The organism is Acetobacter senegalensis, from assembly GCF_001580995.1.
GTDB classification, from domain to species: Bacteria; Pseudomonadota; Alphaproteobacteria; order Acetobacterales; family Acetobacteraceae; genus Acetobacter; species Acetobacter senegalensis.
This window is the reverse complement of record NZ_LHZU01000116.1, coordinates 25,248-43,149: the sequence shown is the minus strand read 5'-3', so window position 1 is coordinate 43,149 and position 17,902 is coordinate 25,248. Positions and strand designations below refer to the sequence as shown.

Sequence of the window (17,902 nt, the reverse complement as noted above, 5' to 3'; positions counted from 1 at the left end):
CCCGCCCAAGGGGCTGCTGGCCGGGCTTGCGCGCCGTATCAAGCCGCCGCCCCCGCCCCAGCGCCCACGCGGGCTGTATATTGTGGGCCGGGTGGGCCGAGGCAAAACCATGGTGATGGACCTGTTCTACAGTTGTGCGCCGGTCAAACTGAAGGAACGCATCCATTTTCTGCGTTTCATGCAGGATGTGCACCAGAAGCTGCATGACCTCAAAGCCGCCAACCCGGGCATGACGGACCCCATCCCGCCACTGGCCAAGGCGCTTGCCGCCCGTGCTCATCTTTTGTGCTTTGACGAATTTCAGGTGAATGACATTGCGGACGCCATGATTCTGGGGCGTCTGTTCGAGGCTCTGTTTGCCGATGGTGTGGTGATTGTTGCTACGTCCAACACGGAACCGGGTGAGTTGTTTCAGAACCGCCCGGGTGCTGATGCGTTCAAGCCCTTCATCGCCATCATCAAGCGTGAGCTGGACACCGTGGAGCTTGATTCGCCACGGGATTACCGGCGTGGGCGCCAGCAGGACCGCGAGACATGGATCGTGCCTGCCGATGCACAGGCAAAAGCCCGACTGGGCGAGATTTTTGCCCGCTATGCGGAGGGCGAGCAGCCCAAACCTGTCACGCTGGAGTTCAGTGGCCGCACGTTTGAGGTGGATCAGGCGGCAGGCCCGGTGGCACGCTTTGATTTCAACTCTTTGTGTGGAAAACCACGCGGCCCGAATGACTATCTGGCCCTGGCGAAACAGTTCACGGTGCTGGTCATAGATGACATTCCCAAAATGGGACAGGACGAAGCCAACCTCGCCCGCCGCTTCATAACGTTGATTGACGCCTTGTACGACAACGGAAATCTGCTTTTTGCCTCGGCTGCCGCCACCCCGGACCAGTTGTTCACAACGGGGGAAGGGGCGGATGCCTTTGCCCGTACGGCATCACGTCTTGCTGAGATGAGTAGTGAAAGCTGGCTGGAGCAGGGTGCCAAGGCAGCACAGGCGGCGCATCGGCTCTCTAGAGCGTGACAGCCGGCTCTCTTGTTCCTGCCGCAGGCGCGGTCTAGCAAAATCACAGTGCGGCTGGCGGAGAGAGACCTCCAGCCGAAGAAAAACGAATGTGAGGGCAGGAATGGGAAACGAACCGATACCCACAGGTAGCGCGCCATCTTCCTTTCTGCCCGGACAGGGGAAGGCAGGGCATCCTGCACACAGGTGTGGGATGAAAAAAACAATGTTCCGCGTTTTGTTCGGGAATGACACAACAACTGGCTGCCAGCACAGGGTTGGCCGGCAGCAGGGAGGAGTCTGACATGGCGGCTTCAGATGTGCTTGTCACAGCGCTGAATGGCGCAAATATCGCTTATCTGGCAGATCTGTATGCCCGGTGGGCAAAAGACCACAAAAGCGTTGATCCATCCTTTGATACGCTTTTTGGTTCTCTGGAAGATGAAGAAGCCGCCGTTCTGAAGGACGCCGTTGGCGCATCATGGGCACCACGGCCTTCCATCATCACGGGTGAGGAAAAGCCTGCTCCGGCAAAAGGTGCCAAAGGCGCTGCCGCTGGTGGGCTGGCCGCTGAAGACAGTCTGGCCATTGCCCGTCTGGTGCGTGCGTTCCGTGAATATGGTCACCTTGAAGCCAAGCTGGACCCGTTGGGGCTGAAAGAGCCGACAGCACGGGAAGAGCTGGACCCGGCAACATACGGATTTGCTGAAAAAGATCTGGGCCGCGACGTTTATATCGGTTCCCTGCTTTCTCCGCTGCTGGACGGTCCTTCCGCCAAGGTGAGTGACGTTGTGGACGCCCTGCGTGGTGTCTATTGCCACAGCATTGGTGCGGAATACATGTATGCCCGCAACCATGAACAGCGCGAATGGCTGCGCAAGCGGCTTGAAGGCGATAACTGGCAATCCAGCGTGACGGTGGATGAGCAGAAAGCCATCCTGAAAAACCTGACGGAAGCAGAAGGGTTTGAAACCTTCTGCCAGAAGCGGTACGTGGGCGCCAAGCGCTTCGGGCTGGAAGGTGGAGAAATCTCCATTCCGTCCCTGCATGCCATTATTGATCAGGCTGCTGCGCAGGGTGTTTCCTCGGTCACCATCGGGATGGCGCACCGTGGGCGTCTGAACACGTTGGTGAACGTGGTGCGTAAACCCTACGTTGCCATTTTCAATGAATTTGCCGGTGGGTCTTTCAAGCCGGACGATGTTGCTGGCTCTGGTGACGTGAAATACCATCTTGGCTCTTCCACAGATGTGGAAGTGGGTGGTCATTCCGTTCATATCGCCCTGCAGCCCAATCCGTCTCATCTTGAAGCGGTTGATCCTGTGGTATGCGGCAAGGTGCGCGCCATTCAGGATGATGCCGGAGATACGGAAAACCGGTCTGGCCATATGGGGATCATCATTCACGGTGATGCTGCCTTTGCCGGGCAGGGCGTGGTGTATGAAACCCTCTCCATGTCCCAGCTTAAGGGATACCGCACAGGCGGCACCATCCATATGGTGGTGAACAATCAGGTTGGGTTCACCACCAACCCTGAAAATGGACATTCCGGCATTTATGGCACGGATGTTGCCAAATCCATTGAAGCTCCGGTGCTGCATGTGAACGGTGACGATGCCGAGGCGGTGATTTACGTCTCCCGTCTGGCGCAGGATTACCGGCAGGCTTTTGCCAGTGACATCATTCTGGATATCGTCTGCTATCGCCGCCACGGGCATAACGAAACGGACGAACCCGCCTTCACCCAGCCGGTGATGTACAAGGCCATTGCGGCGCACGAAACCCCGCATACCCTGTATTCCAAAAAGCTGGTGGCTGCTGGGGTAGTTTCTCAGGATGAAGTGCAGGCCCAGTGGGATGCCTTCTTCAACAAGCTGGATGAAGACTACAAAGCCGCGCAGTCCTATAAGGTGAACAAGGCGGACTGGCTTGAAGGTGGCTGGTCCGGTCTGATTGCGCCCACCACGGGCAAGGTGGAAGCCGCTTATCCGGAAACCGGCATGGCGCTTGATAAGCTGCGTAAAATTGGCGCTGCTATCTCCAAGGTTCCGGATGATTTTGATCTGAACTCCAAGATCGCCCGTCAGCTCAAGGCCAAGGCCAAGATGTTTGACACGGGTGAAGGGTTTGACTGGGCAACTGGTGAAGCAATGGGCTTTGGCTCGCTGCTGCTGGAAAACCATCGTGTTCGTCTTTCTGGGGAAGACTGCCAGCGCGGCACGTTCAGCCAGCGTCACGCAACCCTGATTGATCAGACCAACCAGTCTCAATACACGCCGCTGAATCATATCCAGGACGACCAGGCGAAAATTGAAATCTGGAACTCCTTCCTTTCAGAATATGGTGTTCTGGGCTTCGAGTATGGGTATTCCCTGCGCAACCCCAAAACGCTGGTGCTGTGGGAAGCCCAGTTTGGTGATTTTGCCAACTGCGCACAGGTGATTATTGATCAGTTCATTGCCTCGGGTGAAACCAAGTGGCTGCGGATGTCCGGTCTGGTCATGCTGTTGCCGCATGGATACGAAGGGCAGGGGCCGGAACATTCTTCCGCCCGTCTGGAACGGTATTTGCAGCTTTGTGCAGAAGACAACATGTTTGTCTGCAATATCACCACGCCTGCCAACTACTTCCATGCCCTGCGTCGCCAGTTGAAGCTGGATTACCGCAAGCCGTTGATCCTGATGGAGCCGAAATCTCTGCTGCGTCACAAACTGGCTGTGTCTGAACTGTCCGATTTCGGACCCGGCACGCGCTTCCAGCCGGTTCTGGGTGAGATTGATGCGCTGGGCCCGGATGCAGATATTGATCGCGTGGTGATCTGCTCGGGCAAGGTCTATTATGACCTGCTGGCCGAACGCCGTGAAAAAGAACTGAAAAACGTTGCCATTATCCGGCTTGAACAGCTCTATCCGTTCCCGGAAAGCGCGCTGGCTGAAGAGCTGAAGCGCTACCCGAAAGCCCAGATCATCTGGTGCCAGGAAGAAACGGAAAATGGTGGGGCCTGGCATTTTGCAGACCGCCGGATTGAAAAGGCATTGGTCGCGGCAAAACATCAGGCTGGCCGCCCGCAATATGTGGGCCGTGCCGCAGCAGCCAGCCCGGCAACGGGGCTTGCGCGCATTCATGCCGCAGAGCAGGCTGATCTGGTTGAAAGGGCCCTGGGTTTGAAGAAAACGGACTGAAACACACCGTCTGGGAAGGCCGCCCGCCCCGGTGAGGGCGGGCATGAACAAGCCGGTAAGGGTGGGAACAGAAAAGACCCTGCTGGTGTCTGTTTGAAGGAAATGGGGATAGAGGATGTCAGTCGAAATCAAGGTGCCGACACTTGGTGAGAGCGTAACAACTGCAACAATCGCCAAATGGCTGAAAAAAGCTGGCGATACCGTTGCGGCGGATGAACCGATTGTTGAGCTTGAAACCGACAAGGTGAGTGTTGAGGTGTCTGCACCACAGGCCGGGGTTCTTGGCGCGGAAGTGGCCAAGGAAGGGGATGAAGTGGAAGTAGGCGCCCTGCTGACCACGCTTGAACCCGGCGCAGGTGCACCGAAGGCAGCCGCTAAGAGCGCACCGGCTGAAAAACCTGCTGAAAAGAAGGCTGCTCCTGCTGCCTCTGCTCCGGCAGCCGCTCCGGCTCCTGCAAAGGCCGCTCCGGAAGTTGATGCCGCTGCGGCACTTCCTGCTGCCCGCAAGCTGATGGCGGAAAACAGCCTGAGCGCCGAGCAGGTTGGCTCTGGCACGGGTCTGAATGGCCGTATTACCAAGGGTGACGTTCTGGGCTTCCTGTCCCAGCCGCCGGTTGCGCAGCAGAAGGCTGCCCCCAAGCCGCCGCGTAATGATGACCCGCGTGAAGAACGTGTGAAAATGACACGTCTGCGCCGCACCATTGCCCGCCGCCTGAAAGATGCACAGAACACGGCAGCTATCCTGACAACCTTCAACGAGGTTGATCTTTCCAACGCCATGCAGATGCGCGCTGAATATCAGGATGCTTTTGTAAAGAAGCATGGGGTGAAGCTGGGCTATATGTCCATTTTCTCCCGCGCTGTGATTGCCGCCCTGAAAGAGTTCCCGGCCATTAACGCCGAAATTGACGGTGATGATGTTATTTACCGTGATTTTGTGAACCTGGGCATTGCCGTGGGTGGCCCGAACGGGCTGGTGGTTCCGGTTATCCGCGATGCGGACAAGCTGAGCTACGCCCAGATTGAAAAAACCATTGCAGGCTTTGGCAAGGCTGCACGGGAAGGCACGCTGAAGATTGATGATCTGGCAGGGGGTACCTTCTCTATCACCAATGGCGGTATTTACGGCTCCCTGCTGTCCACCCCCATTCTGAATGCGCCGCAGTCCGGTATTCTGGGCATGCACTCCATTCAGGAACGTCCGGTGGCAGTAAACGGTCAGGTCGTTATCCGCCCCATGATGTATATTGCTCTGTCTTATGACCATCGGATTGTGGATGGTAAGGAAGCGGTCAGCTTCCTGGTGCGTATCAAGCAGAATGTGGAAGATCCGCGTCGTCTTCTGATTGACGCCTGATTACGCGGAACGGGCCGGGTATGATGTCCGGCCTGTTCTTTTTTCATCTGACCCTGAACGCTAAGCGAGACGAAATTCATGCCGATTGAGATCAAGGTTCCTTCCCTGGGAGAAAGTGTCACAACCGCCACGGTGGGGAAATGGCTGAAGCAGCCTGGTGATGCGGTCAAGGCGGATGAGCCGATTGTTGAGCTTGAAACAGATAAAGTCAGCGTTGAAGTGCCCGCTCCGGCAGACGGACGGCTGGAAAGCCATGCCGTAGCCGAAGGGGATGAAGTGGATGTTGGCGCAGTTCTGGCGACGCTGGAAAAAGGCGCTGCTGGCAACGCGGCTTCTGCAAAACCGGCCCCTGCCAAATCTGCCGCGAAAAGCGATGCCAAACCGGCGGAAGCCCCCAAACAGGCTCCCAAGGCTGCCGCACCCGCTGCTGATGCGCCCACGCAAACCGATTACGATGTGATTGTGATTGGTGCTGGCCCCGGCGGGTATGTCGGCGCCATTCGCGCCGCACAGCTTGGCTTCAAGGTGGCCTGCGTTGAAAAACGCGCCACACTGGGCGGTACCTGCCTGAACGTAGGGTGTATTCCCTCCAAGGCGCTGTTGCAGTCTTCTGAAAACTTCCATGCCGCAGGCCATGATTTTGCTGCCCATGGGGTGGTGATTGACAGCGTGAAGCTGGATCTGGCCAAGATGCAGGCCCGCAAGGCGGATATTGTTGGTGCCAACGTGAAAGGGGTTGAATACCTCTTCAAGAAAAACGGCATCACATGGCTGAAGGGCCACGGCAAGGTTGAAGGCACCGGCCGCATTACGGTGGACGGCAAGCCTGTTACTGCCAAGCACATCATCGTTGCTTCGGGCAGTGATAGTGCAAACCTGCCGGGTATTGAAATTGATGAGAAGGTGATTGTCACCTCCACCGGCGCGCTGGAACTGTCATCCGTGCCCAAGCGGCTGGTGGTGATTGGTGGCGGCGTGATCGGCCTTGAACTGGGCAGCGTCTGGAGCCGTCTGGGTGCTGACGTGACAGTGGTTGAATTCCTTGATCGGCTGGTGCCGGGCACGGATAATGAAGTGGCCACCCAGTTCCAGAAACTGCTTGTAAAGCAGGGCTTCAAAATGAAGCTGGGCCATAAGGTCACCAAGGCTGAAAAAACCAAAAGCGGTGTTGTGCTGACGGTTGAACCTTCTGCCGGTGGTCAGGCTGAAACGCTGGAAGCCGATGTGGTTCTGGTTGCTGTGGGCCGCACGGCCGCCAGCAAGAACATGGGTCTGGAAGAAGCCGGTATTGAACTGGATAAACGGGGCCGTATTGTTGTTGATGCCCATTATGCCACCAATGTTCCGGGCATTTACGCCATTGGCGATGTGATTGCTGGCCCCATGCTGGCGCACAAGGCTGAGGAAGAAGGCGTGGCTTTGGCCGAACTGCTGGCCGGGCAGGCTGGGCATGTGAATTATGATGCCATCCCTGGCGTGATCTACACATGGCCGGAAGTGGCTTCCGTCGGCTTTACGGAAGAGCAGCTGAAGGAAAAGGGTACCGAATACAAAATCGGCAAATTCCCCTTCATGGCAAATGGCCGTGCCCGCGCACTGGGCATGACGGACGGTTTTGTGAAGGTTCTGGCCTGCAAGAAGACCGACCGCGTGCTGGGCGTGCACATTATTGGCCCGTGTGCTGGTGAACTGATTGCTGAAGCCACCATGGCCATTGAATTTGGTGCTTCTGCTGAAGACATCGGCCGTGTCTGCCATGCGCACCCGACACTGAGCGAAGCAGTGAAGGAAGCTGCTCTGGGGGCCGATGGTCGGTCTCTGAATATTTGACGATTTCCTTCTTTCTGGAAGGAATGCCATAATCTTCTGGCATGAATGACAGGAGAGACGTGGCATGCAAGGCGTAAACTGTCCGACACTGTTTTTGCTGGCGGGCAGTTTGCTCCTTGCTCCGGCTACCGGGTGGGCTGCTGCACAGCAGGACGTACCCGTAGCAAGCCCGACACCTGATAAGGAAAAGGGCCAGCCTGCTCAGGCGGATCAGGAAGGTGCTCCTTCGCCAGCACTGCCTCCGCCGGTAGAAGCGCCTTTGCCGATTGATCTTCCTCCCCTTCCTGTTCTGAACGAGGATGAAGCACGGGAAGAAGCAACACGCCTGAATCATGATTTCCGACATGAAGTGCCTGTGGCTTTGAAAGTGCCAACGGTGCGTAAGGAAGCATGGATTGCGCTGGCCCAGAAACAACTGGAGCTTGCCTCTTATCCGCTTGATCGCCCGCAGGTGCTGGTCATTGTGGACCGTAATCCTGCCGTGCAGCGCTTGTGCCTGATGCTGGCGCTTCCTCACAGTTCAGACTGGCAGGTGATCGGCAGCACCAAAGTCTCTACTGGCACCACAGGCCGAAAATTCTATTACATCACCCCAACTGGTGTGTTCGTGAACACAGCGGATATTCTGGGCTACCGCGCACTGGGTACCAAAAACGCCAACGGCATTATGGGCAACGGCATCAAAGGCATGCGGGTGTGGGATTTTGGCTGGCAGTGGGCCGAAAAAGGCTGGCTTCCATCGCGTGAAAAAGGGCAGATCCGTCTGGAGATGCACGCGACCGACCCTGTGTATCTGGAAAGCAGGTTGGGGCATGTGGCGTCTGAAGGGTGTATTCGTATTCCGGCATCCCTGAACGTGTTCATTGATAAACACGGCCTGATTGACGCGGAATATGAGCGTATGGCGACGGTTGATATCCGTTTCCGTGCCTTGTTGCGTAAGGATCGTGTGGCCTCGCCGCTGGCAGGGGCTGCTGTGGTGGTGGTGGATACATCCGATATGCCGGAAGTGATGAACGTGAATACTGCAGATGCAAAAACCGTAACGCATCGTCCGGGTGTAAAAGGGTGATGATATGTGGCGCACAGAGCCGCTTTTGGGCCGTGATGATGGGCTTAAGCACTGTTCAGTCAAAACTTTTGTAGTAGTGGTGCATTAAGCGTGGGGTATGCCCGGTGCCGCCATCATGGGATGAGGGAATGCCTAGCAGGCATCCCGAGATGAAGATGGTGCCGTATCAAAAAAACGTTATAACAAAAGCCAAGTGGCATCAGCAGAACGTGGAGATCCCCTGAACATGACAACCACACAGCTTCCGAGTGACCAGGCGTTGCTGGCCAGCCTGAAAACCATTGTTGGCCATCATCATGTCTTGACGGGTGAAGCCGAAACATACCGTTTCCGGCATGGCTTTCGTTTTGGGGCAGGAAACGTTCTGGCGGTTGTGCAACCGGGAACCCTGGTTGAATTGTGGAAGGTGGCGCAGGCTTGCGTGGCTTCCGGCAAGATTATCATCATGCAGGCCGCCAACACCGGGCTGACGGGTGGTTCCACGCCGGATGGTAATGATTATGACCGCGAGATTGTGCTGATCAGCACCCTGCGATTGACGGGGATTCATCTGATTGGTGAGGGCAAGCAGGTTGTCTGCCTGCCGGGTGCCACGTTGTATGAACTCGAAAACAAACTGACGCCGATCGGGCGGGAGCCGCACTCGGTTATCGGGTCGTCCTGTATCGGTGCGTCTGTGCTTGGTGGGGTGAGCAACAATTCCGGTGGAGCGCTTGTTCAACGCGGGCCCGCTTATACGGAAATGGCTGTGTTCGGTCAGGTTGGGGATGATGGGGTGCTCCGCCTTGTTAACCATCTGGGTATCCAGTTGGGCAATGACCCAGAAACTGTTCTGACCAAGTTGCAGAACGGCACGTTCAGCGAAGCGGATATCGACTGGAATGCAGGCCGTGGGCACGATGGCAATTACGTCACCCATGTGCGGGAAGTGGATGCGGATACACCTGCTCGTTACAATGCTGATCCGGGCCGGTGGTACGAAGCCGCAGGCTGCGCAGGCAAACTGGTGGTGTTTGCTGTGCGGCTGGATACTTTTCCGGCCAACAAGAATTCTTCCGTTTTTTATATCGGCACGAACAGCACGGATGAACTGGAAGACCTGCGCCGCCATGTGCTGACAGCATTTGATGAGCTGCCGATTGCGGGGGAATACATCCATCGCGATGCGTTCAATATTGCGGAACAGTATGGCAAGGACACGTTCTTTGTCATTCGCAAATTTGGCACCAGTTTTCTGCCGAAGATGTTCGCCATGAAATCCCGGTTTGATATCTTCACCAAACAGTTCGGGTTTCTGCCTGAAAACCTGAGTGATCGGATCATGCAGGCGCTGAGTGTGCTGATCCCCAGCCAGTTGCCTGACCGGATGCTGGATTACCGGGATCGGTTTGAACATCATCTGATGCTCAAGGTGACGGAATCCCTCACACCCAAGATGCGCGCTTATCTGACCGAGTATTTTGCAAAAGTAACGGGCGAGTTCTTTGAATGTACGCCAGATGAAGGCACGCGTGCGTTCCTTCACCGCTTTGCGGCGGCTGGGGCTGCAGTGCGGTATCGCGCCGTGCATCATCGGGATGCGGAAGACATTGTGGCGCTGGATGTGGCACTGCGGCGGAATGACCGTGAATGGTTCGAGACGCTACCTCCCGAAATTGAAGATAAGCTGATCGTCAAACTCTATTACGGTCACTTCCTTTGCCACGTGATGCATCAGGATTACGTGGTGAAGAAGGGGTACAACGCGGTAGCCGTTGAGCACAGCATGTTGCCGGGGCTGGATCAGCGTGGCGCGCGTTACCCTGCCGAGCATAACGTAGGGCATCTGTACAAGGCACCAGACGATATGGTGGCGCATTATCGCAGTCTGGACCCCTGCAACTGCTTTAACCCCGGTATTGGTCAGGCCACCAAGAAGAAAAACTGGGTGGCGGAAAGCGTCTGATCTGCCCGGAAGAACGCTGTGGGGTAGAGCCTGCTTACCAGCCGGAGAGGCTGGCTGGTGAGGAGGAGAGGAGTGGTCTGACGGGGAAAGCCTTCAGCAAGAAGCGCCAGACAAAGTAGGCCAGATAAAGCCGAAACGTCAGACAGAAAAAAGGCGTGCGGGGCGAACCCGGCACGCTTTTTTCATATCAGGACCACGTCAGACTTCCCGCCATGACAGCGGGAGAGCCAGTGTGGTCTGGGCTGGATTACAGGCCAGCAGGAACCTTGCCACCGTTTTCAACCAGCTTCTGGCGCACTTCCTTGATCAGCCACACATTCATGGTGGCGGAATCATTGGTGTCACCCGTGTAGCCCAGTTCACCAGCCAGCTTTTTGCGAGAGTCCAGAGAGCTGTCCAGCCCGAGGAGCTTCAGCAGATCAACAATGGACTCTTTCCAGTTGAGGTTCTGGCCATTTTTGGCAGCCATGTCGCTCAGAACGGCGTCAATGTTGACAGGTGCGCCAGCCGGCGGGGTGGCGCTGGCAGCAGCTTCAGCCGGTGCGCCAGCAGGGGTGGCGGCGGAGGCTGCGGCGGTGGCGCCGGTGGTGCTGTCAGGGGTGGCAGCCTTGGCGTGGTGGAAAATGGAGGAAAGAATGGAGCCGAAAATGCTCATGCTAATGTTTCCTTCTGCAATAGTGGACAGGCTGTGCTGTGAGAAACAGCCGCTTGAAACCCTGTCCAGACACGCATGCAAGCATACAACAGGGGTAAAGGTTGCATAGAGTGCTTGAGGAAAAGCAAAAATTAACTTTAGTTAATCAAATTCATTTCAAAAAGAGAAAGAGGTCGCCGTGTTTCTGACGTCTTTTCATGCTGAAATCTATGAAATTACCATGACATTATTTAAAGCCAGTATCAAAGAGAACCCGCTGGCGTGCGAGATCCACGATGTTTTCTGGTGAGGTCAAAGCCACTTTGAGTTTTTGAAAAAGAAAGAGGCTGCGGGGAAAGGCGTTTCTATAAGAAACAAGCCGTTTCGACAGAGTGGGCCCGCAGGCGTGGTCTGGCAGGCGGCGGCCCAGACCGAAAAGGAGAGGGCAGCCCTTGCTGGAAAGCAAAGGCCGCCGAACCGTTTTTAGTAGCGATATTCTTCATGCTTGAACGGGCCGGTTATCGGCACGCCAATGTAGTCTGCCTGGGTCTGGGACAGTTTGGTCAGCTGCGCGCCAACCTTTGCCAGATGCAGGGCAGCCACTTTTTCGTCCAGCTTCTTCGGCAGGGTGTAAACCTTCGCTTCATATTTGCCTGCCGGAGCCGTCCAGAGTTCGATCTGGGCCAGCGTCTGGTTGGTGAAGGAAGCGGACATCACGAAGGAGGGGTGGCCCGTGGCGTTGCCAAGGTTCACCAGACGCCCTTCAGAAAGAACAATCAGGCGCTTGCCGTCAGGGAACACAACTTCGTCCACCTGCGGCTTCACGTTGTCCCACTTGAAGTTGCGTAGGGCTTCGATCTGAATTTCAGAATCGAAGTGGCCAATGTTGCACACAATGGCGCGGTTTTTCATGGCGCGCATGTGGTCAACGGTAATCACGTCCACGTTGCCGGTTGCGGTCACAAAGATATCGCCACGGGGGGCGGCATCTTCCATGGTCACAACTTCATAGCCTTCCATGGCGGCCTGTAGGGCGCAGATCGGGTCAGCTTCCGTCACCAGCACGCGGCAGCCTGCGTTGCGCAGGGAAGCAGCAGAGCCTTTGCCCACGTCACCATAACCGGCAACCACGGCAACCTTGCCTGCCATCATCACGTCCGTGCCACGGCGGATGGCGTCAACAAGGCTTTCACGGCAGCCGTACAGGTTATCAAACTTGGATTTGGTAACGCTGTCATTCACGTTGATGGCCGGAACCTTCAGCGTGCCTTTTTTCTGCATTTCCCACAGGCGATGCACACCTGTTGTGGTTTCTTCAGACAGGCCTTTCACGTTGGCCAGCAGATCGGGATACTTGTCGTGCATCAGCACGGTCAGATCACCGCCATCATCCAGAATCATGTTGGGGGTCCAGCCGTCCGGCCCCTTCACGGTCTGTTCAATGCACCACCAGAATTCTTCCTCGTTCAGCCCTTTCCAGGCAAAGACGGGAATACCGGCAGCAGCAATGGCAGCCGCGGCGTGATCCTGCGTGGAGAAAATGTTGCAGGAAGACCAGCGCACGGTTGCACCCAGCGCCACCAGCGTTTCAATCAGCACGGCGGTCTGAATGGTCATGTGCAGACAACCAGCAATGCGCGCGCCCTTCAGCGGCTGGCTTTTGCCGTATTCTTCACGCAGAGCCATCAGGCCCGGCATTTCGCCTTCTGCAATGGAGATTTCCTTACGGCCCCAGTCTGCCAGAGAGAGGTCTTTTACCTTGTAGTCGCTCATGTCTGTCCTGTTCTTCCAAGAGAATATGGTGGCTTTCTATACAGGCTGGCTCCTGCTCAGGCCAGATATAACCAACATGTTGGTGGTTAAAGCTGTGCTGCGGCTTGCAAGATTGGCGCTTTTCTGGTCTCCACAGGGCAGTCTGAAGCTGAAAATGTGGTGGTCTGGCGCGGTTATGGCGGTGTTTCGTTCTATCCTGTTCAATGTCCTGGCGTTTCTGCTCACGCTGGTTATGGGGGTGGGGGCGTTTCCGGTGCGCTGGTTTGCCCATGGGCTGGCGCTACCCTACGCCAAGCTGTGGTCCCGGCTGGTGCTGCGCCTGTTCCAGACCATCTGCGGCGTAGAGGTGCGGATTACAGGGCGGGAGCATCTGGCAACCAACGGCCCCCTGCTGATTGCGTCCCAGCATCAGTCCGCTTTTGATACGCTGATCTGGATGCTGCTGGTGCCAGCGCCCTCCTATGTGATGAAAGGGGAGTTGCGTCGGATTCCCCTGCTTGGCCCCATGTTGATCCTGACGGGCATGATGCCGATAGAACGGGCAGATGGCGCACGGGCGCTGCGTATTCTGCTGCGGGAGACTGATACCGCGGTGCAGAAAGGCAAGCAGATCATCATTTTCCCTGAAGGCACACGTACAGCCCCCGGTGAGCACGTACCCCTCAAACCCGGCATTGCGGCCATGGCGACTCATACCCGGTTGCCCGTTGTGCCGGTTGCCACCAATTCCGGCCGGTTCTGGGGCCGGAACGCGTTTTTTAAGCGTTCCGGAGTGCTGCATGTCGCGATCGGCGCGCCCATAGGGCCAGCTAACCGCAAGGTGCTGCTGCCTCAGATTGAAAAAGAGTGGCGGGCCTTGGAAAAAGAGTTTTCCTGACCTCTCGAAATCGTGAGGAGGCGAGGGATAGCTGCGTCTGTCCTGTGGATAAAGTTGTGGATGTGGTGGCTGAATTCTTGTGCTCTTCTTGGCTGATCTTCTGTTTTTCTGTGAGCATTAAACAAAACTGTCATGAAGGAGTGTGTTTAACACTTTTCACATGAAAACGATTTTTATGGAAATTCACGGTAAAATAAAAAGGTTTCGCAATTTTTAATTGTGAAGAAATTATGACGTGAAGCGCGCTATTCAAAGCGAAGGCAGGAGTCTCACGCGCTTTGAAAACGCTGCCGTCTTGTGGATAAAATGAAAATACCGCTGGAATGACCCTGAAAACAGCCAATTTCCCTGTTCTGTTCTCCCCACGTTTTTCTGCTATTTGGAACGGATATGACTTTTTGGTAAGAACACGCTTGGAACACAGACGCAGATAGAGTTTTTTATGCCAGGCATGACACCCGCAGTCCCTCTTCCGGAATTTCTTCTGCGGAATGCGCGCATTGTTCCCAATCGGGATGATATTCTGCCGCTTCTGCCACGCAATGCTGTTGTTGCGGAGGTGGGCGTGATGACGGGCGATTTTTCAAAGAAAATTCTGGACGTTTGTCAGCCCTCAAAATTCTACGCCCTTGATCTGTTCACCATCCATGAACTGCCCATAGTCTGGGGGCAGCCCACCACGGATATGTTCGCCAACAAGACCCATCTGGATTTTTACCAGAAACGGTTTGCTGCGCAGATTGCAAAGGGGCAGGTGGAGGTTCTGGCGGGAGACAGCGCCGCCATGCTGGAAAGCCTGCCCGATAACAGTCTGGACGTGGTGTATCTGGATGCTGATCACACCTATCCGGCTGTAGCGCGTGAGCTTGAAGTATGCAGCCGTAAACTCAAGCCGCATACGGGCCTGATTGTGCTGAATGATTACATCATGGCAGACGGAGGCGGCCCATACGGCGTTATTCAGGCTGCTCATGAATTCATGCTGAAATATGGCTGGGAAATGCTGGTCTTTGCCCTGCAGGAATACATGTATTGTGACATTGTTATTCGAAAACTGCCTGCCAGCAGACCACGCCGCCTGATGCAGCGCCTCGCCCTGCAATTGGGATATCGTAAGCTTGGCCGGTTCTAGCGGCTTTTTCTCGGCACATCCGTTGCCGATGAGCAGGGCGGGCGGCCAGAGGGCGCCCGATCAGACATTCCTGCCGGTAGGGATGGCTCTGTGTCAGGTGCCGTCTATTCTTTCTGAAACACGGAACTAACTGAGCGGATCATACTCTTGCGTCCATACTCTGCTGGAAAAGCAGAAGGGCAGGGTCTGGAAGGCAGAGGGCAGCATGACGATGGTAAGCAGGCGTGTTCTTCAGGCGGGTGCGGCTGGTCTGGCAGGGCTCATGCTGTTGGAAACGGCCTTGTGGTGGGGTGGTGTTACCTACCTCAAACATCGGGTGGCGGCTCTTCACTCCAGAACGGGGTGTTCTCTGGTGTCTCAACGCCAGCATGCGGCAGGATGGCCATTTTCCGCACGTCTCAGGCTGGAGCCGGTGCGTGTTCAGTGCGAACTGCCGTCTTCTGAAACCGTGGTGGGCACCATAGGCAGCGTGAGTGTGGAACTGGCCCCATGGCACCCGGCCTCGGTTCATGTTCGGCTGGAAGGGGGAGAGGTGTGGGGTGTGGTTACACCGCCCGAGACGGCTTTGCCGTTAAATCCGGACGAGCGAAAAACACCTATACAGTCGGCAGTGCGCGTGGTGGCGCGGCGGGATGGGGCACCTTTGCGCCTGTCTTTCCCCTTGCGGTATCGGCAACGGGGGCGGCTGGATTTTCAGACTGACTTTACCCGCCTTGTGGGAGAGGCAGGGCACATGATGGAGCATCCTGTCACGGCGCGCGGCGTAGCGGGATATGTTATCTGGAACACGGAAGCCTCGCCGCAATCCAGCGCGCTGGCGGTCTGGCTTCAGGCGCGGCAGGCCGTGGTCGCCCCATGGCCGGACATGCTGAACGCTGTGGATATTGCGGTGGCTGTGCCCGGGCCTGCAAAAAATGTGGGGCTGTTCTGGCAGGCGCTGGCTGGCACCGTGGCGCACCCACCGTCCTCTCTGGTGGCGGAGGTGCCCTCCAAGGTGGGAGGACCGCTTCCCTTTGAGCCCAATCTGCTTGTGCAGCATGTGGCGGCGCAGTGGCGTGGGCTCAAGGCGGTCTGGTCTGCCAAGCTGGTTCTGCCCGCAGAAGGCGGGGCAGCGGGAGAAAGCTGGCTGACCCTTACAAACTGGCGGCTGCTTGTGAATGACCTTACGGAGCACAGAATTCTCAGCCCGCAGCAGGCGGCGTTTCTCAACCGCGTTTCGGATCACGTGGAGCAGAAACAGGGAACGCCAGATGGTCCCCTCATGGTGCCGCTGCCAGTAAGGGAAGGGCAGGTGCAACTGGGGGGTATTTCCGTGGATATGCTGTTCGGCTTGGCCCACAAGGCCATGGAGGGTCAGGAACAGGAAAAGCCGCCCCACGCATCGCCTCCGTGATGAACCGTTTCAGCCGAGGGCAGCGCTGCCAAACCCTGTGGTTTCAGGCGCAGCGTGATCAGCCCGTCTGGCGTTGTTGGGGCAGTTTCAGAGACTTTTCATGAAACAGAAATCAGGCCTGCATCGTTTGGGTTAGAACGAATCCTTTTCCCGGCGCAGGCGGGCGAAAGTGGCTGCATCCGGCGCGCGGAGGAATGGGTTTGTGGCGCGCTCCAGCCCCAGTGTGGACGGAATGGTGGGTTTCCCTGCGGCCCTCAACCGTCCCACCTCTTCGGCGCGTTGCGCCAGAGCGGGGTTGTCCGGGTCTACATGCCGGGCGAAGGCCGCGTTGCTTTGGGTATATTCATGCCCGCAGCAGACCAGAGTGTTGTCGGGCAGGGAGTCAAACCGGTGCAGGCTATGGAACATCTGCTCAGGCGTCCCTTCAAACAGGCGTCCGCATCCAAGGCTGAACAAGGTATCCCCACAGAACAGCGTTGGGGGATCAGGAAAATACAGGGCTATGTGCCCCTTGGTATGGCCCGGAACGGCAATAACCTGACCACAGGCGTCCCCTACGGCAATGCTGTCATCGTCATGGAGGGGGATATCCAGTGCGGGCATGCGATGCTGTTCACTGGCAGGTCCAGCTACTCGCGCATGGTAGCGGGCGCGCAGGGCATCCGTGCCGCCCACGTGGTCCGTATGATGATGGGTGAGCAGGATAAGATCCAGCCGCCCGCCTTCGGCATCCAGCGCGGCTTCAACGGGCGCGGCCTCTCCAGGGTCCACCACTGCGGTGGTGCCGGTTGCGGTATCCCGCAGCAGCCAGGTGTAATTGTCAGACAGAACAGGAATGGCTCGGGTCAGGAGGGTCATGATGGTTTTCTTCCTCTCCAGCAGCAGGGGGCAGTCGCAGCGTGGCATCAGGCACGCAGATCATGATAGGCAGGGTCCATGCAGAATGTCATGCCCCCGACAGGTGTTCCCGCAACTGTCGTCCCGTTTTACCAGTCTCATGAGGGTGAGGTGTGCGCGGCCCTGCTGCGTGATCGGTTACAGTGGTTCTGGCCGGATCTGCGGCAGCAGAGGGTGCTGGGTATTGGATATACGCAGCCTTATCTGGGCGCATGGCGCGGGCGGGGTGCACTTTGTGTGTCTGCCGTGCTGGGGCGACACGGGGCAGCCTTAATGACCTTGCAGCAGGAAGGTGGGCGACTGCCGCCGGAGGAGCGGACATGCCTTGTGGATGCCCAGCACCTGCCCTTTGGTGATGAAGCCTTTGACCGTATTCTGCTTGTTCATGCCTTGCAGGACGAGGAGCAGGCCGTCACCCTTCTGCGGGCGGCGGGCCGTGTGCTGCGCGATGACGGACGCATGGTGCTGATTGTGCCCAACTGGTTTGGTGGCCGCCTGCGCCAGCGGGGCACACCCTTTGCGCAGGAGACCGCGTTTACACGCGGCAGCCTGCGACGTGTGCTGGCCCATGCCATGCTGCATGTGGAGCGGCGGGATGAGGCCCTGTTTCTGCCAGCGGGGCAGGGCTGCACCAGTCTGCAGCGCGGGCAGGCTTCAGATATTGCGGGCAAGGTGCTTTCTCCCGGTCTGGGGAGCCTTCGGCTGGTGGAGGTTGTGAAAGATGTGTATTCGGCCCGCCCGTTGCCTGTTGCCGAGCGCAAGGTCTGGTTTTCAAAGATGATGGTGCCCGTGCAGGACGCCTGACGCAGG

Annotated in this window: 13 protein-coding genes; 10 read left to right on the top strand and 3 right to left on the bottom strand. The window is 57.0% G+C overall.

What is annotated here, in order from left to right; translation table 11 throughout:
- From zapE to dld, 6 genes are all read left to right on the top strand, one after another.
- Positions 1-1,021 (top strand): cell division protein ZapE (zapE, locus tag AD948_RS05650; RefSeq protein WP_061471059.1); only part of this gene is annotated, 1,021 nt, incomplete at its 5' end.
- A 284-nt stretch (positions 1,022-1,305) separates the two neighbouring features.
- A complete protein-coding gene (locus AD948_RS05645; RefSeq protein WP_061471065.1) occupies positions 1,306-4,182 on the top strand; it encodes a 2-oxoglutarate dehydrogenase E1 component in 2,877 nt (958 codons plus the stop codon).
- 115 nt (positions 4,183-4,297) lie between these two features.
- Positions 4,298-5,539 carry a 2-oxoglutarate dehydrogenase complex dihydrolipoyllysine-residue succinyltransferase gene (gene odhB, locus AD948_RS05640; RefSeq protein WP_006558578.1) on the top strand — a complete coding sequence of 414 codons (1,242 nt, stop codon included), beginning with the start codon at positions 4,298-4,300 and terminating at the stop codon, positions 5,537-5,539.
- 78 nt (positions 5,540-5,617) lie between these two features.
- The gene (gene lpdA, locus AD948_RS05635) at positions 5,618-7,369 is read left to right on the top strand and encodes a dihydrolipoyl dehydrogenase (RefSeq protein ID WP_035379344.1); all 1,752 of its coding nucleotides are present in this window, start codon (positions 5,618-5,620) and stop codon (positions 7,367-7,369) included.
- 64 nt (positions 7,370-7,433) lie between these two features.
- Entirely contained in the window at positions 7,434-8,441 is a 1,008-nt protein-coding gene (locus AD948_RS05630; RefSeq protein WP_061471058.1) for a L,D-transpeptidase, read from the top strand.
- A gap of 226 nt (positions 8,442-8,667) precedes the next feature.
- A complete protein-coding gene (dld, locus tag AD948_RS05625; RefSeq protein ID WP_061471064.1) occupies positions 8,668-10,386 on the top strand; it encodes a D-lactate dehydrogenase in 1,719 nt (572 codons plus the stop codon).
- A gap of 247 nt (positions 10,387-10,633) precedes the next feature.
- On the opposite strand, the gene AD948_RS05620 is transcribed toward dld, so the two are convergent.
- Positions 10,634-11,041: a DUF3597 domain-containing protein gene (locus AD948_RS05620; protein WP_006558582.1), complete on the bottom strand. Its 408-nt coding sequence runs from the start codon at positions 11,039-11,041 to the stop codon at positions 10,634-10,636.
- 462 nt (positions 11,042-11,503) lie between these two features.
- On the bottom strand, positions 11,504-12,793 hold the full coding sequence (ahcY, locus tag AD948_RS05610; RefSeq protein ID WP_061471056.1) for an adenosylhomocysteinase: 1,290 nt from the start codon (positions 12,791-12,793) through the stop codon (positions 11,504-11,506).
- 175 nt (positions 12,794-12,968) lie between these two features.
- On the opposite strand from ahcY, the gene AD948_RS05605 reads away from it, so the two are divergent.
- The 3 genes from AD948_RS05605 to AD948_RS05595 all read left to right on the top strand — a co-directional run bounded on the left by AD948_RS05605 (position 12,969) and on the right by AD948_RS05595 (position 16,195).
- The gene (locus tag AD948_RS05605) at positions 12,969-13,670 is read left to right on the top strand and encodes a lysophospholipid acyltransferase family protein (protein WP_035379477.1); all 702 of its coding nucleotides are present in this window, start codon (positions 12,969-12,971) and stop codon (positions 13,668-13,670) included.
- Positions 13,671-14,112: 442 nt separating this feature from the next.
- Entirely contained in the window at positions 14,113-14,802 is a 690-nt protein-coding gene (locus AD948_RS05600; RefSeq protein WP_061471055.1) for a class I SAM-dependent methyltransferase, read from the top strand.
- Positions 14,803-15,007: 205 nt separating this feature from the next.
- Positions 15,008-16,195 carry a DUF2125 domain-containing protein gene (locus tag AD948_RS05595; RefSeq protein ID WP_082782315.1) on the top strand — a complete coding sequence of 396 codons (1,188 nt, stop codon included), beginning with the start codon at positions 15,008-15,010 and terminating at the stop codon, positions 16,193-16,195.
- Positions 16,196-16,327: 132 nt separating this feature from the next.
- Here the strand turns inward: AD948_RS05595 and gloB are convergent, their stop codons facing one another.
- A complete protein-coding gene (gene gloB / locus AD948_RS05590) occupies positions 16,328-17,053 on the bottom strand; it encodes a hydroxyacylglutathione hydrolase (RefSeq protein ID WP_061471053.1) in 726 nt (241 codons plus the stop codon).
- Between the two features lie 90 nt (positions 17,054-17,143).
- Between gloB and AD948_RS05585 the strand changes: the two genes are divergently transcribed.
- Positions 17,144-17,896, top strand: coding sequence for a class I SAM-dependent methyltransferase (locus AD948_RS05585; protein ID WP_156478945.1), 753 nt, complete (start codon positions 17,144-17,146; stop codon positions 17,894-17,896).
- The last annotated feature ends 6 nt before the right edge of the window (positions 17,897-17,902 follow it).

Coding starts and splice junctions, on each gene's coding strand:
- AD948_RS05645 (WP_061471065.1), top strand. CDS start 1,306: ATGGCGGCTTCAGATGTGCTTGTCACAGCGCTGAATGGCGCAAATATC.
- odhB (WP_006558578.1), top strand. CDS start 4,298: ATGTCAGTCGAAATCAAGGTGCCGACACTTGGTGAGAGCGTAACAACT.
- lpdA (WP_035379344.1), top strand. CDS start 5,618: ATGCCGATTGAGATCAAGGTTCCTTCCCTGGGAGAAAGTGTCACAACC.
- AD948_RS05630 (WP_061471058.1), top strand. CDS start 7,434: ATGCAAGGCGTAAACTGTCCGACACTGTTTTTGCTGGCGGGCAGTTTG.
- dld (WP_061471064.1), top strand. CDS start 8,668: ATGACAACCACACAGCTTCCGAGTGACCAGGCGTTGCTGGCCAGCCTG.
- AD948_RS05620 (WP_006558582.1), bottom strand. CDS start 11,041: ATGAGCATTTTCGGCTCCATTCTTTCCTCCATTTTCCACCACGCCAAG.
- ahcY (WP_061471056.1), bottom strand. CDS start 12,793: ATGAGCGACTACAAGGTAAAAGACCTCTCTCTGGCAGACTGGGGCCGT.
- AD948_RS05605 (WP_035379477.1), top strand. CDS start 12,969: ATGGCGGTGTTTCGTTCTATCCTGTTCAATGTCCTGGCGTTTCTGCTC.
- AD948_RS05600 (WP_061471055.1), top strand. CDS start 14,113: ATGCCAGGCATGACACCCGCAGTCCCTCTTCCGGAATTTCTTCTGCGG.
- AD948_RS05595 (WP_082782315.1), top strand. CDS start 15,008: ATGACGATGGTAAGCAGGCGTGTTCTTCAGGCGGGTGCGGCTGGTCTG.
- gloB (WP_061471053.1), bottom strand. CDS start 17,053: ATGACCCTCCTGACCCGAGCCATTCCTGTTCTGTCTGACAATTACACC.
- AD948_RS05585 (WP_156478945.1), top strand. CDS start 17,144: ATGCCCCCGACAGGTGTTCCCGCAACTGTCGTCCCGTTTTACCAGTCT.